The following is a 25,594-nucleotide window of genomic DNA, read 5'->3' as shown; positions in this document are numbered from 1 at the left end:
TGTTTCTATATAAACGATAAAATAATGGAAGGTATTAATTATTTAACTGATGACGATGGAAACAAAAAAGCCATCGTGATTGATCTGGAAAAATACGGAGAATACTTAGAGGATTTACTCGATGTAATTGCCTATGAGGAAAGCAAAGATGAAGAGGAATACGACTTTGAAGAGACAATAAGCGAAATTATTCAAGAAAAGAAGAAGAGTGGCGAAGTATCAAATCAAGGTTAAAAAGAAAGTGAAAAAGACTCTCCGCCAAATACCTTTAAGGGACGTAGAGGCAATTCGAGATAAAGTAAGGATGTTAGCTGATAACCCTCGCCCCGACGGTTGCAAAAAGTTAGTAAAATCAGATAATCTCTACCGAGTTCGTTCGGGCAACTATCGAGTTGTGTATGCAATACAAGACGACATACTTGTTATCATAGTAATTAGAATCAGCCACCGAAAAGACGTATATTGCTAATGTCAAGCATCTTAGAAATACAAAATCTTAGTAAAACCTACCAAAGTGGTAGTCGGCAGCTTACCGTGCTGCACGATGTTTCATTTTCTCTGGAAGCAGGCGCAACCTGCTCTATTGTGGGGCCATCGGGTAGTGGAAAAACTACTTTGCTAGGTCTGTGTGCGGGCTTGGATCGTTCAACCTCTGGCTCAGTAATTTTGAACGGAGTAACGTTGGATAATCTTAGTGAAGACGAACGGGCGGAGGTCCGAGGGAAACACGTAGGTTTTATCTTTCAAAGTTTTAACCTGATGCCCACACTTACCGCTCTGGAGAATGTAATGGTTCCGTTAGAGTTACAGGGTAAAACCAATGTAAGTCGTTACGCTCTGGAATTACTGGATAAAGTTGGACTGGCGGATCGGCAGCATCATTATCCTAGTCAACTTTCGGGAGGTGAGCAGCAGCGAATATCCATTGCCCGGGCATTTTCTAATCAACCGAAAATTCTATTTGCGGATGAACCTACCGGCAACCTAGACGAAGAAACCGGGCAGCACATTGAGTCTATAATCTTTGAGCTAAACCGCGAAGCCGGAACTACACTAGTCATCGTTACCCACGATTTGGCACTAGCTGAGAAAACCCAGCGCATCCTCCGCATTAAAGGTGGGCGGTTAATTGAAGATCGGTTGGTAGAAAATGCGGTGAACCGGAAAGCAGTATGATAAAAAATCTAAGAAGATATGGAAGCTTATAAAACAAAACAGAAAGTAGTTGACCGCACTTTGACGGTCAAACTTCCCAAAGAATTTACGAATGCTGAAGTGGAGATAATCGTGGCAAAAAGAAATAAAGCTACGCCCGAAACAAAGAAAAAAAAACTGGCAGCGCTACGAAAATTTAAGGGAATTGTGAAACCTCCCTTCTATGAACCTACTGAAGATGAATGGTACTACCAATGAAACTATTTATCGATTCTTCACTGCTAGTTGAGTACGTTAAGAATACAAAAACAGAATTGTTAGAGTATTTGGTAGCAAGCGAAAGTGACTTATATATTAGTAGCACCGTAGTAAGTGAATTTTTCTTTCACTATCTGGCTATTCGAGGTGGAAAGTCGCCATTAACTTTGAAAGTAAACCGGCAGATCGCAAGCTGCTTAAAGCAAGGAGAATATACCGGCTTTTTGCAACAATTTGGATTCTTAGAAGACTTAGCAAGTGTAGTCACTAGGGCTCCTGAGCTTATGCAAAGGCACAATCTGCTACCCAACGACGCCTTGATTCTGGCTACTTGCCTACACCATTCGCTGCCGTATCTTGCTTCGTACGACGAAAACGACTTTCGCGACGTCTGCACTGCTGAAGGTATTACATTGATTAGCAGTGTGGATGAAGCAAAGCAACTTCTAGCTGACTGATAATGAAATAATTATGCACTCAAGTGCCACGAAGACTAAAGGTACAATCCAGCAGGATACTCACTATCAATTTTTAATTATCCCCTTTCAATTAGCATAAAATGAACTTCTCTTGGTTTTTAACGATGGCGTGGCGTGACAGCCGCAAGAATCGCTCGCGCTTGCTACTATTTATGAGTAGTATGGTGTTAGGCATTGCTGCATTAGTCGCCATTAACTCTTTCGGAGACAACATGCGACGGGAGATTGATGGTGAGGCAAAAAAGCTTTTGGGCGCTGATTTAGTTGTGGAAAGCCGCTTTCCGATAACGGATACGGTGCGAATGTTTTTTGACTCACTGGAAGCCGAAATATCCGAAGAAGTGAGCTTTGCTTCAATGGTGCTGTTTCCCGAAAGCGGTGGAACCCGTTTGGTGCAGGTTCGGGCGTTAGAAGGAGAGTTTCCCTACTACGGTGCCATTGAAACCCAGCCAGTGGAAGCTAGCCGAGCATTTCGCTCCGGGCAAGAAGCCTTAGCCGATAATACGCTGATGTTGCAATTTGATGCTCAGGCGGGTGATCCGATTAAAGTTGGCGAGCTGACTTTTACGCTAGACGGAAGCATTCATAAAGTGCCGGGGCAACCGGGTATTGCCGCCACGGTAGCCCCGCCGGTGTATATTCCCCTCTCGTATTTGGAAGAAACCAGACTCATGCAGAAAGGCAGTCGGGTAAACTACAAGCTGTACCTCAAGTTTCCTGAGAGAGCCGACGTAGCTCAGTTGATGGATGAATCCATTGAGCCATTCCTGGACAAAGAAGAACTTCGCTTTGATACGGTAGACGAGCGCAAAGAGGAAATTGGCGAGAGCTACCAGAACCTAACCGGGTTCCTAAACTTGGTAGCCTTCATTGCTTTACTGCTGGGTTGCTTAGGCGTAGCTAGTGCGGTGCATATTTACCTACGGGAAAAAGTGCTTTCAGTGGCAGTACTGCGCTGTCTGGGTGGAAAAGGGGCTTATGGAGTCTGGATTTTTCTAGTTCAGATTGCGGTAATGGGGCTACTTGGGGCGATTGTGGGAGCGGTACTGGGAACAGCTATCCAGTTTGTGCTGCCGGAGTTGTTTGCTGACTTTATTCCGGTTGAAGTAGATATTGCCCTTTCGTGGTCAGCCATTTTTCAGGGAGTTGTTACCGGGCTACTGATTGCGATATTATTTGCCCTGTTACCACTACTTTCGATGCGAAAAGTATCACCACTAAGAACTTTGCGAGCTTCGTTTGAGAGTAATCAGTCGCCTGATCCGCTTCGCTTCCTGGTTTTCGGCTTGATTGCTGTGTTTGTCTTTTTATTCTCTTACCTGCAACTCAATAACTGGCTGGATGCGCTGCTATTCACCGGGGGCACATTCATCGCTTTCCTGATTTTGGGTGGTATGGCTCGCTTGCTGATGCTGGCGGTTAGAAAATTCTTCCCAACCGGCTGGAGCTATTTGTGGCGACAGAGCTTGGCTAATTTGTATCGTCCTAATAATCAAACCTTAGTATTGATTGTGACAATTGGTCTGGGCACTGCCCTGATTGGCGTGCTCTTTTTCGTGCAGCAAGTGCTGATTGATAAAGTCGCATTGACCGGAAGTGAGCATCAGCCGAATATGGTTTTGTTCGATATTCAATCCGATCAGGAAGAAGAGTTAGCTCAGTTAACCCAGTCATTTGATTTACCACTCATTCAGCAGGTGCCGGTGGTTACCATGCGGTTGGGAGGACTGGAAGGGCGAACCATTGCTGAGATCAAAGAAGATACTACCGATCAGATTCGTGAATGGACACTCAACCGCGAGTACCGGGTTACGTACCGCGATAGTCTGATTGATTCTGAGGAAATTGTGCTGGGCGAATGGAATGGTGTGACTGATAATACTGGCGACTCAGTTTTTGTTTCTTTGGAAGATGGCTTAGCTGAATCCATGCAGGTAGATGTTGGCGACAAAGTAACGTTCAACGTGCAGGGAGCACTGATTGATACGTATGTAGGGAGCATTCGGAAGGTGGACTGGCAGCGGGTGCAGACCAATTTTCTGGTACTTTTCCCTACCGGAGTGCTGGAGCGGGCACCCAAGTTCCACGTCATCATTACCCGAGTAGAATCTGATCAAACCGCCGCCGATTTTCAACAAGCCGTAGTAAAGCAGTATCCAAATGTTTCGGTCATTGATCTTAAACTAATTCTGGCTACGGTAGACGATATTCTGAATAAAATCGCTTTCGTCATTCGCTTTATGGCGTTCTTCAGCATCATTACCGGAATAATTGTGCTGATCGGCTCGGTTATTATCAGTAAGTATCAGCGGATTCAGGAAAGTGTATTGCTACGAACGATTGGAGCAACCCGTAAGCAAATTTTTGGCATCAATGTGCTGGAATATTTCTTTTTGGGCAGCCTAGCCTCATTGGCTGGAATTGGTATCGCTCTTCTTGGTGGGTGGCTACTGGCTCAATATAGTTTTGACACTCCATTCACCCCGTCGTTGCTAGTGGTGCTGTTAGTATACTTAGCTATCACTGGGCTAACCGTACTTATCGGACTAGCCAATAGTCGTAGTATTGTCAACAACCCACCGCTGGAAATTTTGAGAAGGGAAGTCTGAGTGTATATTGAGCTCGGAAAGAGATAAACCCAAACAGCATTTACGTAAGAAACCGGAGAATAGTAACAGTAATGGCTGCTTGCCCAACGATAAATCCGAGAATCCACCGTAACTGCACATTCATCTTATCACTTAACCGTAGCTCTACTTCTCTAATCTCTTTTTGTAGGGAAAGCCGTACTTCTTCAATCTCTTTTTGTAGGGAAAGCCGTACTTCTTCAATCTCTTTTTGTAGTGCTAACTCGGTTTTCTTGAGGTTCTCTTGAGTAGCAAGTTCGCCTTTTACAATTTCTCCCATTTGAATAGCAATGGCCTCGGCTTGTTGCTGAGGCAAACCTGATTCTTGAAGCTGGCGGGCTATGGTCAATGTATCGATCATCTTCTTAACAAAACTACAAATTATCCAGCCAAGTTCATACAGTTTTGAAAACTGTGAATAGCAGATGTTACTTGGTTGATCGGATACTATTCCACGACAAAGCGAATCCCTATAACTAAAGCATCATCGTACAATAACACCATAGCATCTGAAATTTTGCATTTCAGGCGCAACTGATGTACTTTACACTTCACAACTTACACCTATACGCCCGATGAGTCAACCTACTATTGCCCCGCGTTTGCTGGATGTGAGCGTGAAATTTTTATCGCTGGCAATGATGTTCGCTGCTTTTTTATTTGTTCTCACAAATTCTCTACACTGGTTTCTAGGGGTTGCGGTAATCAGCGCGATTAGCTGGGTACTTTGGCATCGGGAGCAGTGGCAGATATTTGGATTGATGGGCGGAGTTGCCAATGTGCTGACAGGAATGCGCTGGCTGGGCATTGCGGTGTTGGTTGGGTTCTGTCAGCAATTGCATCCTTACGTTGTTTTAGTGCTGGGCATCTTGGTTCTAGTGTTAGATGGTTTGGACGGGTACTACGCCCGGAAGTATCAGACTGCTTCCGAGTTTGGAGATGTGTTTGACAAAGAAGCTGATGCTTTTTTTGTTCTGGCTTTCGGGGTGATAATTGTTGCCCTGAATCTAGCTAGCAGTTGGGTTTTGCTACCCGGTTTACTGCGCTACGGTTATGTAATCATTCTGGCTTATGTTGATAAACCCCCTGCACCCGTAGGCTATTCATTTCGTCGTCGCTTGGTAGGCATGTGGATGATGGGAACGCTACTAGCACCCTTTGTCTTTCCCGCTTGGGCGTATGTTCCCTGTCTTGTTGCTGCCATTGTTATGATTCTGTATTCTTTTGCGGTAGATCTTCGTGGCTCGTGGATAAGAACCTCTATTCAGTAGCGAAAATATCATTATGGTCAACGATAATTTCTAGTGTGCGGTCGTGCAGTTGTTCTTGGCGCGTACGTAGCCACTGACTGAGAAGCTTTTGCTCTTCTGAAGTCAAATTCAGCTCGCCTAAGGCATTTTCTATAAAGTGTAAAATATAGTGTTGCATCGTAGTGTTGCCCCGCTTTAGGTGCCATTGGCTACTTTCTTGCTCAATCATTAGATGGTGCTGGGTAAGCAGATCGAGCATTTCTTCGCAGCAGTCGGCACCCATAGCAATGCCGAAAGGTTGAGGGCGTTTCATGTGCATATGGTACCAGCGCGTAATCTGGTGATCTTCTTCTAAGAAAGGGTAAAACGAAGTTTCGTAGTAATTGAGGGTGGATAGAAAAGCAACGTTATGCTGAGCCAGTTTCTTAATCAGCGCGTCGAATTGATCAAAGGAGATAAGATCAAAAAAAGCATTGGCCACCAGCACATCTGCTTTTTCCAAATTTGTGAGTGTTTCTAAGTAATTTATATCGCCAGTTACAAAGCGGATTGTCGCCCTTTTTTCATTATCAATTAATTGAGCCTGATCAGATTGTTCATCCCACAAGTAACCCTGCTTATTAGCAAATTTTCGGAGTCGCTTACGAGCTGCTTGTAAAAGCGAGTCATGCCGCTCAATGAGCGTCCATTCCTGCTGATGTTTCAGCTTATCGAAATAATAACACACATTGGTGCCCGTACCTGCTCCTACATCAGTAATGTGTAGAACTGATTCGTGTGGTTTGAAAAAAGATAAAAGTTTTTGCTCTACACTGGCATTTCTAGCCTGTACATCGCAATTGTAGCGATGCTCTAACCAAGTGATGGGGTCGTTATAGTCAAGGTGCATAGTTAAAAAATGGGGTCAAATTGCTGAACGAGCGAACGAGCAGTTTGTCCCCAACTTACGTAGGAAGCCGGGTGCTGCTGCGTTCGTTGATATAAAGTAGTAAATTCTGCGGGCTTTCGGATCAAATTCAGAAAAAAACTACCCAACTGAGTAAGATTGGAAAATACGTATCCGCTTTGCCCGGATAACAGGTGATAGGCACTGTACCCACCATCAAGTGTTAGAATTGGTAGTTGGTGCGTTCGGGCTTCTTGCAAAGCCATACCGAAGGTTTCCATAGTAGCCACCGAAATGAACAGATTGGACGTTTGATAAAAATTTGTCATCTGGTTAAAGAGCTGACTTCCCACTATGGTGATACGCTCACGCAGTGAAGTATGGCTTTCAACCATAGAGATACATTTTTGGGCAACATGCCGCTCAATATCGAGTCTGCCAACAATCGTCAGAGAGAATTGGTCGTGCTCTGCCACATGCTCGGCTAACCATTGCAACCAAGGCAAAATGCCCTTTCGCTCTACCAGGTTGGCCACCATGAGTGCTTGCACTGTTTTGGTAGTACGTTTGGGAACGTTCGTAACCGAAACATCGATACCAGGTTCGGCTACCACAACGGGTTGAGAAACATGCTGCTGTCGAAGGTAATCTTTGGTAAAGTGACTGGTTGCCAAAAAACCTTGAAACCAGTCAAGCCAAGGCTTTTCTTTTGCCCGCAGTTCTTCAGCCGATTGACCGACCGGAGGAGCTAAGCTCGCCAGATGATGTACAATCAGCAGCGAACGAGACTGAGACGGGTGCTGGGATAATACTTCCTGAATAGACTCTAATATCAACGTATCTACCCAGTAGGTGCCGGGCTTATTCTGGAAAATTGCCTGTCGATAATCATCCGCTAAAATAATCTCTACTGACTGCCCAGTTTCCTGAAGTGCTAGGATAATACGTTCATTATAAATATTCCCGCCCGAAGGCTGATCTCTTTCTTTCGGCAGTACGAAATACCAGGGTGGCTGCATTAGAGTATGAAAATTTGGCTGAGATGATACCCAAGTGACTTTTGGAACGAGTGTTTAGCCGATCTTATCCCCGAATAAAGGTTACCCGTACAATCTTTCCATCAGCTACTTCGTAGATAGCCACCGCATCGATAAAGCGTTCGCCAGCCCGAACGTATTCCTGATCGATTACTTTGTTGCCAATCACAATTCTATTTTTTATTTCGGCGTACAGGTTGGGTGTTCGTTCAAATAGTTGCGAGTAAGTAGTACGCATTGCTTCTTTTCCCTTTGTTCTAAGTTCATTAGGGAAAGAGTACAGCGCAATGCTGTCAGCGTAGGTATCCATAAAAGCATCAATATCGCGGGCATTGTAGGCATCGAGTTGCCGTTGCACAATTTCTTCTACGGTTTCTGTTGGAAGTGTATTAGCAGACGAAAGCAGTCGTGGCGGCGGCTGATTCAGATGAGACAGTTTATTTCCATCTTCCGTTTTTACATCAATAGGCGTGATGTTTTGCGTGGATAATGGTATCGAAGACTGAGCAGCAGCAGAGAAAACAAAGGCTAGATTAACAAAAAATAGAAGACAGTATCTTTTCATGGTGGTATTGGTTAGGGAAAGTGCTTATTTTTTTTGAGTATCAACATACTGAGTATTTTAGTGATAGAGGCTTTTCTAGAAAGCTGCCCAGCAGTTATGGTTGCTACATCAGAGAGGGCTTTCTTTTTTTCAGAAGGAGCGCCATTCAATAGGCGCTTCGTAGGTAGCCCAGGCTACGTGCGATTCACCTAACGTGATTTTCAGGCTGCCACTAAACCGATCTTTCATGGCCCCACTAATTGTATCATGAACATATTTAGCCAAAAATTCGGTAGTGGTTAGTTTTCCTTCAAACTGTTGCAGTTCATCTAGGTTTTGGTATTTAAGCGGTGCCAGCGCTTTTTGAAGTTCTTTGGTAGCAATGTCAATATCAATCACGATGCTGTTTTCATCCAAACGCTCACTTTTAAATTCGGCATCTACCACATAAGTGGCTCCGTGTAGTTTCTGGGCAGGCCCGAAGGCTTCACTATCTAGGGAATGGGCAATCATCATGTGATCGCGGATAATAACGCTGTACATGTAGTATACTTTTTTACGTGATTTGCTGGCTTAAAAATAGGTCATTTATTCATAATAGCCCACAGTTTCTTGTCATCAGTTCTAAGCTAACCACCACTCTTCTTTTGGCTCTGCACTAACCAAGCATGTATAGTTTCACAGCAAATGAACTAGCAATAAGGGTTTACTTATTGCCGTTTAATTAGTAACTTAAGTATTTAGAACACTATCCATTGCCGAATATGTAAGAAATCATTGAAGATAGCGGAGTACTGCACGTCGGTTTCATTTAAATTTAACCTACTTTTGTGAAATAAGGGAAAGGGTATCAACAACTATCAATACAAAACATCGCTTACTAAATTAAAGGCCAAGTCATGGAAAATTTTCTAGCACTTTTTAGGCAAATCCTGTTTTACGGAACCTTCGTATGTATCGGAGTAGGTATATTATTTATTTTGTACTTGCTATTCAAACTAGCAACTACCACCAACTACAAAACGAAATACGATTTTATTAATCAGCGTGAAAAGAAACTGTTGTGGTACGGCAGTATTTCTTTTATTGCGGGAGGAGCTTGTTACGTTACTTCCATTCTATCTACCGAATGGATGTTCGTATTTGTCGGCCTGTTTGTCTCCATTATGTTTGGACTGATTGTCGGTGTGGTTATCTTCAATTACCTAGAATATTATTACCCCACTTTTATTGAAGGGCGGTTACATAAATTGCGGTACGCACCTCGTCGCTCCAAAGCGGGTAACGAAATGAAGCTACTTAGTGAATCTGAAGAAGATGTATATCTAGATGAAGGTCAGCAGGCTGAGGAGAATATATTTTCGGTGGACTATGATGTATGGATTGATGAAGCCAGCGGTGAGACACAAATTGAAAAATACAAAGGGCACCTGCACGCCGAAAAATCACCTACTTGCGGATATTACACTCTGCGGGTAGTACGTGAAGAGATTATAGAGTCCCCTACCGAAGACAAGGAAGGGACGCTAATTAAGCACTATGAGTGTAGCTACACCAAGTACAAAACTCAGAAGGTGTTCAATATTGCCAAGCTAAAGAAAAACCCCAAAGAAGCCGGAAAAACCCTAGTATCCGTCTAAACCAATGAGTAATGGCTGATGAGTAGTGATTAATGACAAATACAGCCATAATCATTATTCATCAACCATCAATCATTATTTAAGCGCAACTCATCTTTCCTCCGTCTACGGTTAGGTTTACTCCGCTGATGTAGGCGGCAGCCGGTGAAGCCAAAAAAGCCACTGCGTAACCAATTTCAGCAGGTTCAGCAAACCGCCCTACCGGAATCTGTTCCTTCATACTCCGCTCAACTTCTTCGGGAGTCGTTCCTTGATTAGCCGCTCGGTTTTTAATCAGATCATGGATGCGTCCGGTCTCAGTAGAACCCGGTAAAATATTGTTTACGGTAATTCCGTATTGGCCCAATTCTTTAGATAAAGTCTTAGCCCAATTGCCCACCGCACCCCGAATGGTATTAGAAACCCCCAACCCCGGAATGGGTTCCTTCACCGAGGTAGAGACGATGTTGATAATCCGTCCGTAGCCAGTATTTTTCATCTTAGGCAGTAGGGCTTGCACCAAAATTTGATTACCAATTACGTGCATCTCAAACCCTTTCCGAAACGCATCTAAACTAGCTTCGTGAGCAGGTCCGGCGGGTGGGCCTCCCGTATTGTTAATTAGAATATGTATTTCGGATTGATTGGTGGCATACTCTTGCAATACTGCTTTTAAATAATCTGGCTGCTGAAAATCTATAGTTAAGTAACTATGAGTCTGTCCAGCAGAAGTAGATAGTTCGTCTCGCGTTTGCTTAAGTTTCTCTTCATTACGAGCCACCAGCGTGATGGTAGCTCCTAAGGTAGCCAGCTCTATCGCACAAGCTTTACCAATGCCATCGGTACTACCGCACACTATGGCGTTTTTATTAGTCAAATCAAGGTTCATAGGGCAAATGTAAGGAAATAGCGGCGCAGTATAAAAACTAAGTACAGATTCGGCCTAGCGGAAGACGTATTACTAATCCGTGAAAAAATTAGGTAGTTCTAGCTTCTCAGCTAACCATTGCACAAGCACGCAAAACATTTAGTTACCAGGAATGTAGTAAGAAAACAAAGCATGTCATTTACTAAGTGGGATGGAAGAACTCGAGCAACAAGCTTCAAAATATGATCAAGCTGACGAACTGAAACATTTCCGTCAAAAGTACCATATACCAGCTGATGAGCAGGGAAGGGAGAAAATTTATTTCTGTGGTAATTCATTGGGCCTTCAACCCAAAGCAGTGGCTGCCGCCGTAGAAAAGGAGTTGGAAAACTGGCGAACGAAAGGAGTAGAAGGGCACTTTGCTGAACCTAAACCCTGGTGGACGTATCATAAGCAGCTTAAAAGTACCCTGGCGCACATTGTGGGGGCTAAAGAACACGAAGTGGTGGCGATGAATAATCTGACGACCAATCTTCACTTGCTGATGGCTTCGTTTTATCAGCCCACCAGCAGTCGGTATAAAATTATGATAGAAGGTGGAGCTTTTCCTTCAGATCACTATGCGGTGGAAAGTCAACTTCGTTGGCATGGCTTTGACCCAGTGCAAGCACTGGTAGAGCTTCAGCCTCGGCCAAATGAAGAAATATTACGAACCGCAGATATTTTGCAAGCCATTGGGCAGCACGCTGATTCGTTAGCGCTGGTGCTCTTGCCCGGAATTCAGTATTATACTGGGCAGTTTTTTGATCTGAAGAGAATTACTGAGGTAGCGCAGGAAGCAGGAGCTAACGTTGGTTTTGATCTGGCACATGCTGTGGGCAATGTACCAATGCAACTCCACCACTGGAATGTAGATTTTGCCGTATGGTGCAGCTATAAATACTTGAACTCAGGGCCGGGTAATACCGGAGGTGCCTTTGTTCACGAGCGCTACGCAGATAATGCTGAACTACCACGTTTAGCCGGATGGTGGGGACATCAAGAGGAAGATCGCTTTCAGATGAAGCCTGGGTTTAAACCGATGTACGGGGTAGATGGTTGGCAGTTAAGTAACGCTAACATTCTGCCCCTCGCGGCCCAAAGTGTTTCTTTAGAAATAGTTGCTGAAGCCGGAGTGGACAGGGTTCGCCAAAAAAGTTTGAAGCTAACCGGATTCCTGGAAGAGTGTATTCATTCTATCGATCCTGAAGGTAAATACGTTACCATCATCACGCCTAGTAATCCTGACGAGCGAGGTGCACAATTATCGCTCGTATTTGCTAGCGGAGGAAGGCAGTTTTTTGAAAAGCTCACGCAATCCGGTATTATTGTCGACTGGCGGGAACCCAGCGTTATTCGGGTAGCTCCCGCACCTCTGTACAATACATTTACCGAAGTATACCACTTTAGCAAAATTTTGAGTGAAATGTAAGATATAATGTTGAAGAACGGAGAAGGGAAAACGGAGAGGAAATTTACAGTATGCACTACTGTACTAATACTTTCCGTCTTCTGTCCTTCATTCTCCGTTTTCCGACAGGAATGAGTAATTTAGCCATCGAACCATTGAGTAGCCGAGCCATTCAATATCATCCCCAACTCTAGCCTATAAATTCAATAACTAATGCGTAAAGGGCATATGACCGTTTTGGGAGCAGGCCTGTCGGGGGCACTGCTTAGTACTCTACTAGCTCAGAAAGGTTATCAGGTACAACTTTTCGAGAAGCGATCTGACCCCCGAAAATCTGGTTTGGAAGAGGGTAGATCCATTAACCTTGCGTTGAGCCACCGAGGCTGGAGCGCACTAGAACAGGCCGGGTTGCGAGAAAAAGTTCATGACCAAGCAATTGCCATGCAAGGCCGGATGATGCATAGCAAGACGGGCCAACTTTCCTTTCAGCCTTACGGCACAGAAGAACAGGCAATTTATTCGGTATCGCGCTCGGGGCTTAATCAATTACTGATAGAGGAAGCTGAAAAGGCTGGAGCGGAGTTGCTTTTTCAATATCGCTGCGAAGAAATTTACTTAGATCGAGGTGAAGCCTTAATCCACAGCTTAGAGAACAAAACGAATGTTCTCACGCAACCTGATTTACTCATTGGAGCCGATGGTGCTTATTCCACGCTACGTACGGCTATGCAGAAAACCCCTCGCTATAACTACAGTCAATCGTATATTGAACATGGTTACAAAGAATTAAGTATACCGGCAAAGAACGGCGAATTTGCCATTGAGCCCAACGCTTTACACATTTGGCCCCGAGGCGGCTATATGCTAATTGCGTTACCCAATGCCGATAAAAGTTTTACCTGTACACTATTTTTAGCCTACGAAGGAAAAGAGTCGTTTGCCAAGCTAAATAGTCCGGCCGATGTAACACGCTTTTTTGAAACCCAATTTCCCGATGCATTGGCCGTGATGCCTGAGCTTACCGAAGATTTTTTTCAGAATCCTACCTCTGATCTGGTTACCATAAAATGCTTTCCGTGGTCACGCTACGGTAAAAACGTGCTGATTGGAGATGCGGCTCACGCCATTGTTCCTTTTTACGGACAGGGCATGAACGCCGGGTTTGAAGACTGCCGAATCTTTATGGATTTACTGGCGGAGTGTAACCATGATTACGCTCAAATGGTGCAGCAGTTTCAGAGTTTACGTAAACCTGATGCTGATGCCGTAGCTACGTTAGCTTTGCAAAATTTTATTGAGATGCGCGATTTGGTAGCGGATCGAGAGTTTCTAGAGCGTAAGAAAATTGAAGCTGAACTACACCGTCGTTTTCCTGATCGTTGGGTTCCGCTGTACACAATGGTTACGTTTACTAATATCCGCTACTCCGAAGCACTGCGTATCGGGCAGCAGCAAGATCAGATTATGCGTAAAGTCATGAAGCACTACGACTATGCCTCAGAACTTACCGACCAAGACTATGAACGAATCGTATCACTAATGACTAATGACTAATGACTGTTGGATAGTAAGTATTGAAAAATTAACTTCCATCAATCATCAATCATCAATCATCAATCATCAATCATCGCTAAAGCTGAAGTGTCTTTGCAGTCTATCACCTTGTACAGTGCCCCGTTAGCCTTAGTAAAGAGATAAAGCTCTCCGGCACCATCTAGGCCAAACCGAAGGTCAACCCGCCTGCTTTGGGTAAGAGTTGGTAAATCAGTCGTCTGGCCTTCAAACTCAATACTTAGCTGGTAAACCTGAGCCTGCTGACCAAGTTCCATTGCATCTACTTCGGAATAGAATATTTTACCTCGGGGAATGTCGCCAAAAATGTATTTTCCTTTTAGCAGCGGTACTTCAGTGCCAGCGTAGGCAAAACCACCCGAAATAGCGTTGCCTTCGTCGTGGTCGTACTGCGCCACCGGATATACGTAACCCGAATCGTTGGCTGGAAGCGGGTAAACTAGTTCAGGATTGGCCATCGGATCAAACAGTAATACACCTTCGCGGTTGGGCCAGCCGTAGTCACCCCCTGCTACTCCCAGGTTCACTTCTTCTACGCTATGCTGGCCAATATTAGAAATAAACATCTTTCCTGAACCTGTTCTATCCCACGAGATACGATGAGCATTGCGAAAACCCCGAGCCCAAACTTCGTGTACTGCGGTAGGTTCATTTATAAATGGGTTATCATCAGGAATACCGTACTGGCCGTTAGCACTATTCTCGCCTAGCGGATCGATGCGGATCACACTCGTCCAGATTTGCTCCTTGGTATCGCATAAGAACGGGTAACGCATACCAGCTCCACCATCACCCATACCGAGGTAGAGTAGGCCATAGTCTGCCTCGCCGGGTTGTGCCAGTGGGTTGAAGGTGATTTCCTGAAAACCATGCACATGAGATACCATATCTACCCGTAATAACTCTCGCTGAGCACCGGAGAAGCCTTTAGTTTTAGGATCATCGGCTTTCCATTCTACCAGTACCCACTGAAGCTTAGCATCAATACTATCGGGCAGGGGAAAATCTGCTGGAGCAGCATTAGCAGGTTCAGTATGCGTAGTATACAGTAGGCCATTCTGCTCAAAGTCAGGGTGGAAGGCGAAACTACCGAGACCGGTGCCGTAGCCGGGAACGTGAATAAAATCAGGATATTCACTGTTCATATCCAAGTATGCTTGCGAGGTACTACGATCGGTGATCTCGTAGAGTTTACCTCGTAAGTCATGAATGAAGAGGCGTTCACCTTGGCTGCTCTCTATTGCCAGTAATTTATTGATTCTAGCTAGTGGAGAAGCAGTGTCACTAGCAGGTAATGTTAGCACTTCTTCTAATACTAACCGAAGGTTGGCTACTGGTATTTTTTCCTTTACCGGATTCAATATGCCTCCCGGACGGTTATTCTGACTTTTTTTCTGGCCTTGCGAAAATTTATGAATAAACCCTAAAATATGCTCAATCTGCTGATTGTCTAGCATGGTGAAAGCGGGCATGTATAGGTTGTATTTCTTAAAAAGTTGCTGAGCCCGCTCATCGCCGCTATCTATCATTTCAGGGGCATTGCTGATAAAAGAGACGAGCCAATCTTTATCCACTGAAGAGGTAACTCCACTTAAGTTGGGACCAATGTTAGTCTCCTGAAAGTTATGGCAAGCCGCGCAGTGCTGATTAAACAATTCCTGACCGTGCTGTACTGACAGTTCATCGCGGACAAAACTTACTTCGGGTGAATCTTGAGCAGAGGCTTCTTGCGATTGAGAGGAACCACAAGATGTTAGAAAGAATAGGCTGAGAGTGATTAGAACTAATAGTGGTAGGACGTATCTTGGCATAATTCATTTAAATAGTGCGACAATAAAGATACAAAAGGGAACGCAATATTGGTACTTCACCATGAATTATCTGGCAATGAATAGAGTAAAATAATGTACTTTATTATTTAGAAATAGCAAATAATAAAGAATTATTTATTGAATACCTTTTATATTTACAAACAGTGCAGGGGTATTGTAGAGCGTTTCTTTTCTGGACTAGCACGTGATATTCTGACCCATTTTCAGGCCCAGAGACATACGCGGCTTACTAATTTCCCTGCGAGAAAAGCTAAGCACAAGTAGTAATTGGTAGGGTAAGAAAGACGTAATTTGTGCGATGAGACGCATTAAAGTAAAAGCAAATCAGTAACCATTAGGGTACGCTGCTGCTTTAAACTCTAATCGGAAAGGCGATCTGGTAAGTAGATAGATATTATGCTACCTTGGTTCACCCGACTGTTAATATTGATGGTACCACGATAAAAATCAACCAGCGTTTTAACAATGTATAATCCAGCTCCATCGCCCGAACGAGCATCCCGGTAATGTTCTTGGTAAAAAAGTTGAAAAATTTTCCCTTTATCGTAACGCAAGTCAATGCCCAACCCATTATCGGCTACCGTAAGTTTCAGGTCGCCGTTGGGTAGCTTTCTCATACCTATTTGCAACTGAAGCTGGCGGCGATTAGAGCGAAATTTGATGGCATTAGACACAAGCTGATACAGAATTTCGCAAAATGCCTCGTAGGAACCATACCATTGATGACACGAAATCTTTAGCTGAGTTTTAGCCTTCAAAAAATCTAGGGTAGAGGAAAAACTCCGCATCACCAAGTCGGCGGTAGGAGTTAGCATAAAAGGCTGAATGGCCTTGTCAATAGCTTTTAAGCTTTGCTGTATATGGAAGAAGCGAATGTATCTCTTTTCTAGGTTCTCCTTAGATTGCTTTATTAGTGGGAAGTAGCTTTTGGAGCCAGTAGGAGACACTACTTCGTTGCCATTGAGTTTATCAATCGCTAGCCCCAATTCATTGACAGAAGGCTGAAGGGTAGCCATTAAATCGGCAATTAATGTTTCTGTTTGCTGTGGAGTGTTAGGTTTACCTTCTAGTATCGGGTTTGCTTGGTAAGATTGTAACAATCTTTTTCGCTCAATAGCACACACAATGCTACGGCACAACTGAGAAATTTCGTATTGCCCGTTAACTAAGAAATCTTGAAATCCTAACTTTACAAAGCGCTGCTCTATCAGGGGAGATTCTACACTAGACAGTATGATGATGGGCAAGCGGGCGAACAAATATAAAGCTCGGCTCAGCAGTTTATTATTAATAGGATCGAGCAAATCTACACTGATAATAACTCCGTCGTAAGGATGACGGTCGGCAGAAAGAGCAGCTTGCTGGAGGTCGTCAAACAAGTCGATTTGAAATTGATTTTCCCAATAAAGCTCTTGGGTGTTCCAGTCAGATCTTCCTGCAACATTCGTTTCTATCACCAGCAGTTTATAAGGACCACCTTTCATGTACATTGCTTTTGTAAGGGTACAAATGCACGAAGCTGATGGTCAAGGTTTTATCAGCTAGCGTGTGCTTAGTTTAGAGGGGTAGGCCCCACTACGCAGGAACCTAACCAGTAGTGCTGAATATCATGAATGATATTGGTAAATTGGTTAAAGTCTAGAGGTTTGGTAATGTAGGAATTAGCATGAGCATCGTAAGCATTGTTAATATCAAGCTCAGCTTCTGAAGTAGACAAGATCACCACCGGAATTCTTCTTAAGTGGGGTGTACTTTTGATAGACTTTAGTACATCGCGTCCGTCTACTTTGGGTAGATTTAAATCTAGAAGGATAATATCAGGCCGTAGTGTTTTTAACATATCAAGAGCCTCCTGCCCATCGCTGGCTACAACAAGCTTCAAGGGATCTGGGCTATCCTTGAGAGCCTCGCGCACTAATCGAGCATCGCCGGGGTTATCCTCCACCAGCAAGACTGATTTCGTTTTCACTGTTAGGTTCATCGTTCCCATAGCTCTCCGCTTTAGTTAAGGTAAAAAATACTGTTGTGCCGTGATTCAATGTGGACTGAACCCAAACTTCACCTTGGTGCAGCTCTACCACCTTCTTTACAACGGCCAAACCAATACCAGTACCACTGATATGAGAGTTAAGTTTCTTAAAGATAGTAAAAATTTTGGTTTGATACTTTTCTTCTATACCAATTCCATCATCTTTTACTGAAAATAGCCAGAAATCGCTTTTTTCTTGGACACCGATGCTAATATTTACACTGTTATCTGATTTAAATTTAATACTATTACTAATTAAATTTTGAAAGAGTTGAATCATGAGGGTATCGTTCCCATAAATGATCGGTAAGTTTTCGCAGTGAAGCTGTACATTGTTGTCTTGCATACTTACTGACAAATTCTGCCGAACCACTTGAACCACTTGGTTCAGGTCAATTTCACAACGTTGCTCGAAGCGGCGTTCTACCCGGGAGTAATCCAATAGTGCATTAATAAGCCGTTTCATTCGTTCGGCACCATCTACCGAATAGCCAATAAAATCGCGCGCATCTTGATCGAGCTTATCTTTATAGCGATGCTCCAGTAGCTGTAAGTAGCTGCTAATCATACGTAGAGGCTCTTGCAAATCGTGCGAAGCAATGTAGGCGAAATTTTTTAGTTCGTCATTAGAGCGCTGTAGCTGTTTTTGATAACGAACCGATGTTCTTTCGGCGATTTTCTTGGCCGTAATATCTCGTGAAGAGGAAGTAAGAGCCATAACGTCCCCATCAATTGTTATAGCAGTTGAGGTGGTGTTTAGCCAGATGTACGCACCATTCTTCTTACGAAACCTATAATCAGATTCAGCTACCGCCGATGCGTCAGTAGGGTTGCTAAGCAATGTTCTGAATAACTCTTTTGGCGGAGTGGTTGGCACATCATCAGGGTGAAGGTAATACTCAAGAGGGTGCATCCGTAGCTCGTCGGGAGTGTAACCCGTTAAAGTGTATGCCGACGGACTCACGTAGAGATAATTACCGTTGGGTTCATGTAAACAAACCATGTCAGTCATATTATCGGCTAGCAACTTTAAGTAGCGTTCTTTTTCTTCTAACTCTAGTCTAGCTTGTATTTTGGCACGCTCAGCCTTTTGCTCTTGGGTAATATCCCGACCTATTATAAAATAAATTTTCTGATAGGTATCGGGAGTAATGCGCCAGTCTACTACTTGATTGGAGGTTAGACTAGCTTCAAACCGAGTAAACTGTTCATTGTCATCGCCGAGCTGAAGGTGCTTTTCTACTCCTGATCGATCGTTGGCATGAATAAATGATAAGAACGGTTGCCCGGTCAGCTTTTGATTTTTCGCCCGGAGCGATTCCGCAAAAGCAGGATTGATGTCACGAACGATACCATTACTATCCAACACAGCCATCAAATCGCCAGACTGCTTAAAAAACCGTTTGAAGACTTTGAATTCCTCCTGTGCTTTTACTTGTTGATCAACATCTTGAAAAGAACCGTAGAGCCGCGTACAAGTATCACCATCAAAGTGAGCCCGACCAATAGCCCTGACCCAACGCTCGTTATTCCGGGCGGTTACAATCTGTAGTACTACATCGAAGGACTCACCTTTTTCTATTGCCTTCTTTATTACGCGTTTTATGGTACCTCGGCTATCGCCCGGTTTATAAAAGCCAATTCCGGTAGTAAGATCCGGAACAAAATCGGCCGCTACTTCGTGAATTCCCCGGGTAGTTTCAGTCCAATATACAATATCTTGAACTAAATCTACCTCCCATCCGCCCACCTGAGAAACGGTATTGGTTTGCTCTAGTAGATCTTTCGTTCGGTTTAGTTCTACTTCTTTTTCTTTTAAGATGGTAACATCTACGTGGGCACCTAGCATTCGAGTAGGCGTACCTTTTTCATTGCGAATCGCCATTCCCCGACAGCGAATCCACACTGTAGCGTTATTTTTATGACGATAGCGTACCAATTGGTCGTAAGGATGCACTGGGTCGGCCAAATGTTTGGTAAGATTTTCAGTTGCTGTCTTCAGGTCTTCGGGGAAGATAATATTTTGCCATGCATCGGCTCGATGGGACATATCAGCCGGTTCATATCCTAAAGTGGTCCAAAATTCAGCATTCATCCACTGATGTTCGGGGTTTTCCAAATCCCAGTACCACAAACCGTCAAGCGAAGACTTCTGAATGAAATCAAAAATTCGCTGTTTGGTCTTCACTAGTTCGTATAGCTCTTCCTTCAGGTAGTGACTCTCGGGCTCTTCGTGATGCTGAAAAGTAGGTAGCTTACTGCCAATGTCTACATCCCGATAAATGTCTTGGGTGCTACCCAATATCCACATTGGTTTACCCTGTTTGTTTCGTTTAAACACTTTTTCTTGGGAAAGAAGCCACCGGTAGTTTTCTTGCTTAGTTTTTATCCGGTAAGTGAACTCCGTTGTTTGTCCATCTTCCAGTGCCATCAGGTTGGGCAGGTTTTTATGCTGATAGCGGTGAAAATCTTCCGGATGCATCAGCGTAGAGAGCAACTGATCGCCCATCGTTGCTATTTCGTCGGGGGAATACCCTAAAAGATTGCCAATTTCCTGATTTACATAGATATTTTTGTTGGCGTCTATATCAAAAATGTAAATAAGGTTGGGTGTGTTTGATAATATCTGATTGAGAAAATCAGGCGATTCTACCATGAACAGGGTGATTAGGATTTAATGTATTAGTGAAGCTATTACGCAGCTTCTTCATCTAGTTGTACATCGTGCAAGAGAAAATTAAATGTTGTGCCTTTACCAATCTGACTTTCTACCGAAACCTCGCCTCCTAAATCTTCTACAATTTTACGGATGAGGTACAACCCAACTCCCTTCCCCTCAATGTGAGGATGAAACCGCCGGAAAGGCATGAATAGCTTCTCGCGATGATTTTTTAAATCAATACCCATTCCGTTGTCGCTAACTGTAAGAGTATACGTTCCGTCGCTTAGCTGCTGGGTAGCTATATGCACCGAAAGTGGTCGGTTCACCTCTCGGTACTTAATAGCATTGCTAAGCAAGTTCATCATAATACTCTTGAGTACCGACGGGGGGTAGAAAATGGTAGGGGCGGCAAAATCAGTGGTGATTTTGGCTTTTGATGTCTGAATCTTTTCGTTCAACAATATCCTGATTTCTTCAGCAATATTGTCCCATGATTGTAGCGAAGACTGAATTACCCAGGAATTTTGCTCATGCAACAGCGATAGAATATCATTTAAATGACGATCTAATGTTCTGGCAGTAGTCTTAATCCTATCTATTAGTTCTACCTCTGGGGTGTAAGAAACTGCTTTGGCTTGCTGCATCTCGCTTAGCTGTACCAACCCTAAAATATTAGCAATAGGCCCCCGAATATCGTGCGAAAGCATATGAGTGAATTGCTGTAAGCGCTCGTTGGTCTGCTGAAGATGCTCGTTATGCTGCATGAGCGACTGTTGCTGCCGTTGGCTTTCTAGCAACAATTTATGACGCTCAATGGCGTGTTGTAATGATCGGCGTAATGAAGTTTGGTTAATCTCCCCTTTTACTAAGTAGTCTTGTACCCCATTCATCACTGACTTTTTCGCTAAACTTAAATCATCTAATCCGGTTAGGATAATGATAGGCTTATCGTGAAAATACTGGGTAGCCAACGTTACGGTCTCTTCGCCAGCAGTATCAGGTAACGACAAATCTACCACCACTACTTTAGAAGAAAGGGTTTGATCTAAGCAACGGGCTTTTTCTAAACTATCGGTACTAGAAATAGAATAAGAGGGCCTTAGGTCTCGTAAATACTCCTGGAAAAGCCGCACATCGGCCATGTTGTCCTCTACGAGCAGTACATTTTGCATACATCTTGCGGTTTGAATCATTGATAAAATAAGCACTTCAATGATATGCATATTTAATTTTTATTAATAATAAATCGAATATGCGAGGCGTAAGACTAGCGTAATATTTTCACTTAATTAACGGAAAAATACGCAAATTGCACTGTAGGATTAGGAATAATTTGGCACTAAGGCCGGGCACAAAATACATAGATTGACTTTATAGAATATTGCTATAAGTAAAAAACAAAAATATGTTATAATATTATTAAGTCTTTTTACTCAATCGTATAAACAATAAATATTTGCTTGTATTTACAACATGCATAAAATTATAAGACATTTTACATGCTGTTTTTGTTTGCAATACTGCTGAGATGCACTTATTTCCTATTATCATATCGGATAGATGAATGTAAAATACTTACTGTTCTGAGTTTCGCTATCTTGAGTAAATGATAATTTGGCCACTGGATAGCACCAAGAGGCACATAAATTAGGAAAGCTGCTGGCAGTGGTTATTGCATATTAAACTTTCAGATCAGAAAACAGGTCAATGGTGGGCAAGGCAACACGCCGGTAGAAAACTACATGCCAGCTTGTGTACCACTGGTATCCAATACATTTGCAGGGTTCTTCAGTATTTTTAGTGGGAAACAACGGAACAGAACTTGGGAACACAGGTGTGTAGTACTAGGGCGTGTTGCCGATGCTAAACACCCTTAGAAGGTGTTTTACTAAAAAGAAGGGAAATATAGAGATAAAAGGGTATATCAGCAGAAAGGAACTGCCAGGGAATAGGTGGGAAGGGCATCAATAGCAGTAGTTCAACTACCAGCTCTATTGTTTATCTTATTGATATTTCTACTACATATTTTGTGTGAACAAATGTACGAGAGAAGGTAGTCAGATCTTATTACCGTATGTCATCGCCAGCTTCAATAGGCACGGTAACCATAAAAAATGTAACGCCTCCCAATTGATCTACAGTCACAATGCCCGCATTGTAGATACGAGGCACCAGTAGCTTAGGGTCAGTGACTACAATCTGACCATTGGCAGTAAGTCGGGTTCCGGGGGGAATGCCACCCATTACCCACTTAGCGGCTTTAATACTACCATCTTGATCAATCGGCTGAGCCAGTATATCACCTTCCTCTAATTTGCTAATGATAGAATGCGATTCCATCTGATAAACAGCTTCACGATCAGTGTGATTATTGGAATTAATGACCTCTATAGATAAAGAAGTAGTAGTCTTGTTTTCTTGTACGTCAGTTGTGGTAATTGTCAGTGAGTGGTTTCCTACTTCTATTGCGTCACTTTGCTCTACTACAATGAAGCCGTTAGGAAATAGAGCCATTCCTTTGGGCAGGCTGCCCTCTGTTACTTCAGCCGAAGTAATGCTCAGTTTTGGTTGGTAGGGAGCAGCTACAATATCTCCTATGTTAAAATGATTTACCGAAGTAGGCGGTATCCGGTAGTAGAATTTGCTCTCGCTAAGTAGTATATCATCAGCCTGAATGTGCTGTGCCTGAACTTGATGAAGTGTACTTACCGAAAGAGCAGTAGACATCCCCAAAAATAGCAGAAGAAGGACAATAGTTTTAAATTTCATGTTGAAAAACTTTTACATCACTAAACAATATTCTAATTTATCTTTAAAGGTGAGGCACTGATTGGTGACTACTCAATTGCCCATTTTCTTTACTGGTCTTATAGGTAGCAAACAAGTTGCTATTATGAATTTTACTTGAAATATTTGTAGAGTAATATCTGCAATACGATTAAATGTTCTGCTAACTGCCTACGATTCAAATATAGCCAGAGCCAAAGAATATAAATTCAGTAAATGAGGTCATAAACGTACATGAGGTAAAAAATAATGTGCTGCTGAAATATATGCTGCTGTACTAAATCAGCAGTAATAAAACCTTGTTGGGAAGAAAATAGGTGATTTTTTGAGTGGTTTAATCGTTCTTTTGAGCTAAAAAACTCAGAAGGAATGAGGTAATTACGCAGTATTCTGAGAATTTCTTACACACCTAAGATGTAAGTTATAGCACCATGATTAATGGTAGTTAGTATTGCTTTTAACGCCTTTACTCTTGAATATAGCTAAGAATAAGTTGTGCTACAATGTACCTAGTCGGCAGTTTAGCGATGATACTCATAATGTTTATGAATAAATATAAATACTTAAACAAAAAAAGCAGATGATAGTTACTAAGATACTATCCACTATGGTATAGGTTATTCAAAAAGAACTAGCCATTTAGCCATATTATTTTTATTTTAATAAAAGAAGTGGAGAATAAGTTTAAAGGTTCTAATACCTTAGACAAATCTTTGTGCGTAGCTTGTCGGTAATTAGTTTGGCTATTACAGATATTTTTTCGGAATTTACGCATCCGCACACTTACACAAACGATTACGCTTACCCATGAACATAATAATTGCCGAAGACCATCTACTATACCGTCAAGGGGTTGTCAAGTATCTAACCAGCCTTTTTCCTGATTCACATATTAAAGAAGCCTCTGATGGTATCGAAATGATGTCTATCATTAAGCACTTTCAGCCTGATGTTGCTATTATAGACCTAGAAATGCCCAAAATGGATGGAATAGATACCATCAGCTATTTACGCAACCACAATACTGATACTAAAGTATTGGTAGTTACTATGCACGATAATCCGGAAATCTTACAAGAGGTTATTGCGCTGGGAATACAGGGTGTTTTGGTGAAGGGTGAGAATGAAGAGTGCATTGGTGATGCAATTAAGGTGGTTATGAAGGGAAAACACTTCTTTAGCGAGTCTTCTTTACAACTAATGCAAGATGAGCTAATTCAACGGAATAGGTTTCAGCGAGATTTTTTTAAACTACGAACGTTAACTGATCGGGAAATTGAAGTGCTTAAACTCATTTGTCGAGAAATGACTAACAAAGAAATTGCTTCCACATTACATCTTAGCCCTCGCACGGTAGATAATCACCGCAATAGCTTGCTAGAAAAATGCGAGGTGAAAAACACGGTAGGATTGGTAAAGTTTGCAATACGCCACCATCTAGAACGCTAAGTCTTATCTCTATTTAGCCATACTTTTAACTATTCGGTACTGAACTAATGAGTTACCCTGCTCCTGGTGTGCTAAACTCATAACCAAGCGTATTATCTTCGCTAGTAAGGGATAGTACGCACTTCTTACGTATTAGTACGATTCTGTTTTTCTGTATTCTTTAGTATGCTTTTCCATTAAAGGTTATTGGAAATACTTTGCTCGTAGTAACCAAATGTTGGTTGCTGTAGAATTTACAACCAATAATTTTTACCGAAATGGAATGTTTAAATTTGAGAATTTTATCCGTATTATTGTTATTCTTAGCTGCATGCCAAGAGACTACTGACCCTACTCAAGATTTGACTAACTTAGATCCATCGCCAGCTACCTTGCTCAACTTCTCGGGTGAAGAAGGAGAAATTATTACTCTTACCGAAGGGCAAGCCATGACGTTGAAGTACCAGCGAATGTATCCTAACCAAACCCGTGCTTTCTTTATTGGGGCTGACCGATTGCACCAATTGCTCAACCAAGAGTCGGCCTTGGGGGTACGTTTTTACTTAGGGCTTAATGGAGAGCAGCAGTACCAGTTAGTAGGTGCCGGGGTAGATGATACTGGAACTGATTTACTTAACCAAACTATTGTGCACGCTACTACTTCTTGCTCATCTAACTGCAACGCAGCTTCACCTTTGTGGCACGATGACGCTCAAGGTTCTGATGGGATTGCGGTAAACACCAAAGATGGTGCGTACATCAGCATTGATCAAGCGCAAATGTTTACTCACTTTTACCAAAAACTATTCCCCAAAAGCCAGAAGGCTTTCTACTTCGGGCAGGAGGTACTGCACGAGCTACTCGACGAAGCAGAAGAGCCAGGGCTATGGTTTTATATGGGAATTAATGAGATTGAAGAACTAGAGTTACTCCCCACCGTAGAGTTCGATGTCAGTAGTGCGCGCTTTGCCGAAGTTGGCCCGGCTAAAGTAGCGGATAGGTCTTGGCCATGTCCGCCTGTATGTTATGAATACTCTTTACTGGTAGCTAATGAATGAGAATATTTTCTATTATTCTTCTTACGTAACTACTTTCATACCACTGATAACAA

Annotated in this window: 24 protein-coding genes; 12 read left to right on the top strand and 12 right to left on the bottom strand. The window is 42.9% G+C overall.

Annotated elements, in window-relative coordinates; genetic code table 11:
• Window positions 1–24 precede the first annotated feature (24 nt).
• From P0M28_RS06470 to P0M28_RS06450, 6 genes are all read left to right on the top strand, one after another.
• Complete coding sequence (locus P0M28_RS06470; protein ID WP_302208847.1) at window positions 25–234, top strand: hypothetical protein; 210 nt, start codon at window positions 25–27, stop codon at window positions 232–234.
• The gene (locus tag P0M28_RS31045) at window positions 209–469 is read left to right on the top strand and encodes a type II toxin-antitoxin system RelE family toxin (RefSeq protein WP_367281899.1); all 261 of its coding nucleotides are present in this window, start codon (window positions 209–211) and stop codon (window positions 467–469) included. The genes P0M28_RS06470 and P0M28_RS31045 overlap by 26 nt, the downstream gene beginning before the upstream one ends.
• Window positions 469–1,176: an ABC transporter ATP-binding protein gene (locus tag P0M28_RS06465; RefSeq protein WP_302208846.1), complete on the top strand. Its 708-nt coding sequence runs from the start codon at window positions 469–471 to the stop codon at window positions 1,174–1,176. Before P0M28_RS31045 ends, P0M28_RS06465 begins: the two co-directional genes overlap by 1 nt.
• 18 nt (window positions 1,177–1,194) lie before the next feature.
• Complete coding sequence (locus P0M28_RS06460) at window positions 1,195–1,413, top strand: hypothetical protein (protein ID WP_302208845.1); 219 nt, start codon at window positions 1,195–1,197, stop codon at window positions 1,411–1,413.
• Window positions 1,410–1,871, top strand: a complete 462-nt coding sequence (locus P0M28_RS06455; RefSeq protein ID WP_302208844.1) for a type II toxin-antitoxin system VapC family toxin — start codon at window positions 1,410–1,412, stop codon at window positions 1,869–1,871. Before P0M28_RS06460 ends, P0M28_RS06455 begins: the two co-directional genes overlap by 4 nt.
• 101 nt (window positions 1,872–1,972) lie before the next feature.
• Window positions 1,973–4,501, top strand: coding sequence for an ABC transporter permease (locus P0M28_RS06450; RefSeq protein ID WP_302208843.1), 2,529 nt, complete (start codon window positions 1,973–1,975; stop codon window positions 4,499–4,501).
• A gap of 40 nt (window positions 4,502–4,541) precedes the next feature.
• Here the strand turns inward: P0M28_RS06450 and P0M28_RS06445 are convergent, their stop codons facing one another.
• Window positions 4,542–4,880 carry a hypothetical protein gene (locus tag P0M28_RS06445; protein ID WP_302208842.1) on the bottom strand — a complete coding sequence of 113 codons (339 nt, stop codon included), beginning with the start codon at window positions 4,878–4,880 and terminating at the stop codon, window positions 4,542–4,544.
• Between the two features lie 214 nt (window positions 4,881–5,094).
• Between P0M28_RS06445 and P0M28_RS06440 the strand changes: the two genes are divergently transcribed.
• Entirely contained in the window at window positions 5,095–5,790 is a 696-nt protein-coding gene (locus tag P0M28_RS06440) for a CDP-alcohol phosphatidyltransferase family protein (RefSeq protein ID WP_302208841.1), read from the top strand.
• Here the strand turns inward: P0M28_RS06440 and P0M28_RS06435 are convergent.
• The 4 genes from P0M28_RS06435 to P0M28_RS06420 form a co-directional block, all read right to left on the bottom strand.
• Complete coding sequence (locus tag P0M28_RS06435) at window positions 5,780–6,658, bottom strand: class I SAM-dependent methyltransferase (RefSeq protein ID WP_302208839.1); 879 nt, start codon at window positions 6,656–6,658, stop codon at window positions 5,780–5,782. The genes P0M28_RS06440 and P0M28_RS06435 overlap by 11 nt on opposite strands.
• 2 nt (window positions 6,659–6,660) lie before the next feature.
• Window positions 6,661–7,674 (bottom strand): glycosyltransferase family 4 protein, encoded by a 1,014-nt coding sequence (locus P0M28_RS06430; protein ID WP_302208838.1) that lies wholly within the window; start codon window positions 7,672–7,674, stop codon window positions 6,661–6,663.
• A gap of 64 nt (window positions 7,675–7,738) precedes the next feature.
• Entirely contained in the window at window positions 7,739–8,257 is a 519-nt protein-coding gene (locus tag P0M28_RS06425; protein ID WP_302208837.1) for a nuclear transport factor 2 family protein, read from the bottom strand.
• Between the two features lie 129 nt (window positions 8,258–8,386).
• On the bottom strand, window positions 8,387–8,779 hold the full coding sequence (locus P0M28_RS06420; protein ID WP_302208836.1) for a 6-pyruvoyl trahydropterin synthase family protein: 393 nt from the start codon (window positions 8,777–8,779) through the stop codon (window positions 8,387–8,389).
• A gap of 356 nt (window positions 8,780–9,135) precedes the next feature.
• Here P0M28_RS06420 and P0M28_RS06415 point away from each other — a divergent pair, with 356 nt between their 5' ends.
• Complete coding sequence (locus P0M28_RS06415) at window positions 9,136–9,876, top strand: hypothetical protein (protein ID WP_302208835.1); 741 nt, start codon at window positions 9,136–9,138, stop codon at window positions 9,874–9,876.
• Window positions 9,877–9,955: 79 nt separating this feature from the next.
• Here P0M28_RS06415 and P0M28_RS06410 read toward each other — a convergent pair whose 3' ends face one another.
• Entirely contained in the window at window positions 9,956–10,744 is a 789-nt protein-coding gene (locus P0M28_RS06410; protein WP_302208834.1) for an SDR family oxidoreductase, read from the bottom strand.
• 190 nt (window positions 10,745–10,934) lie between these two features.
• Between P0M28_RS06410 and kynU the strand changes: the two genes are divergently transcribed.
• Window positions 10,935–12,194: a kynureninase gene (gene kynU, locus P0M28_RS06405; protein WP_302208833.1), complete on the top strand. Its 1,260-nt coding sequence runs from the start codon at window positions 10,935–10,937 to the stop codon at window positions 12,192–12,194.
• A 192-nt stretch (window positions 12,195–12,386) separates the two neighbouring features.
• Window positions 12,387–13,727 (top strand): FAD-dependent oxidoreductase, encoded by a 1,341-nt coding sequence (locus tag P0M28_RS06400; RefSeq protein ID WP_302208832.1) that lies wholly within the window; start codon window positions 12,387–12,389, stop codon window positions 13,725–13,727.
• A 59-nt stretch (window positions 13,728–13,786) separates the two neighbouring features.
• Here P0M28_RS06400 and P0M28_RS06395 read toward each other — a convergent pair whose 3' ends face one another.
• From P0M28_RS06395 to P0M28_RS06370, 6 genes are all read right to left on the bottom strand, one after another.
• Window positions 13,787–15,556: a PQQ-dependent sugar dehydrogenase gene (locus P0M28_RS06395; RefSeq protein ID WP_302208831.1), complete on the bottom strand. Its 1,770-nt coding sequence runs from the start codon at window positions 15,554–15,556 to the stop codon at window positions 13,787–13,789.
• A gap of 380 nt (window positions 15,557–15,936) precedes the next feature.
• On the bottom strand, window positions 15,937–17,061 hold the full coding sequence (locus P0M28_RS06390; protein WP_302208830.1) for a hybrid sensor histidine kinase/response regulator: 1,125 nt from the start codon (window positions 17,059–17,061) through the stop codon (window positions 15,937–15,939).
• A gap of 68 nt (window positions 17,062–17,129) precedes the next feature.
• Complete coding sequence (locus P0M28_RS06385; RefSeq protein ID WP_302208829.1) at window positions 17,130–17,546, bottom strand: response regulator; 417 nt, start codon at window positions 17,544–17,546, stop codon at window positions 17,130–17,132.
• Entirely contained in the window at window positions 17,512–20,262 is a 2,751-nt protein-coding gene (locus P0M28_RS06380; protein WP_302208828.1) for a PAS domain-containing protein, read from the bottom strand. Before P0M28_RS06380 ends, P0M28_RS06385 begins: the two co-directional genes overlap by 35 nt.
• A gap of 38 nt (window positions 20,263–20,300) precedes the next feature.
• Complete coding sequence (locus tag P0M28_RS06375; protein ID WP_302208827.1) at window positions 20,301–21,440, bottom strand: hybrid sensor histidine kinase/response regulator; 1,140 nt, start codon at window positions 21,438–21,440, stop codon at window positions 20,301–20,303.
• Window positions 21,441–22,335: 895 nt separating this feature from the next.
• Window positions 22,336–23,037: a hypothetical protein gene (locus P0M28_RS06370; protein ID WP_302208826.1), complete on the bottom strand. Its 702-nt coding sequence runs from the start codon at window positions 23,035–23,037 to the stop codon at window positions 22,336–22,338.
• Window positions 23,038–23,862: 825 nt separating this feature from the next.
• Between P0M28_RS06370 and P0M28_RS06365 the strand changes: the two genes are divergently transcribed.
• Together P0M28_RS06365 and P0M28_RS06360 are read left to right on the top strand one after the other, a co-directional pair.
• The gene (locus tag P0M28_RS06365; RefSeq protein WP_302208825.1) at window positions 23,863–24,504 is read left to right on the top strand and encodes a response regulator transcription factor; all 642 of its coding nucleotides are present in this window, start codon (window positions 23,863–23,865) and stop codon (window positions 24,502–24,504) included.
• Window positions 24,505–24,776: 272 nt separating this feature from the next.
• Complete coding sequence (locus P0M28_RS06360; RefSeq protein WP_302208824.1) at window positions 24,777–25,541, top strand: hypothetical protein; 765 nt, start codon at window positions 24,777–24,779, stop codon at window positions 25,539–25,541.
• Window positions 25,542–25,594 lie beyond the last annotated feature (53 nt).

It is taken from the genome of Tunicatimonas pelagia (assembly GCF_030506325.1).
Taxonomy (GTDB): Bacteria; Bacteroidota; Bacteroidia; order Cytophagales; family Cyclobacteriaceae; genus Tunicatimonas; species Tunicatimonas pelagia.
This window is presented reverse-complemented; position numbering and strand designations above follow the sequence as displayed.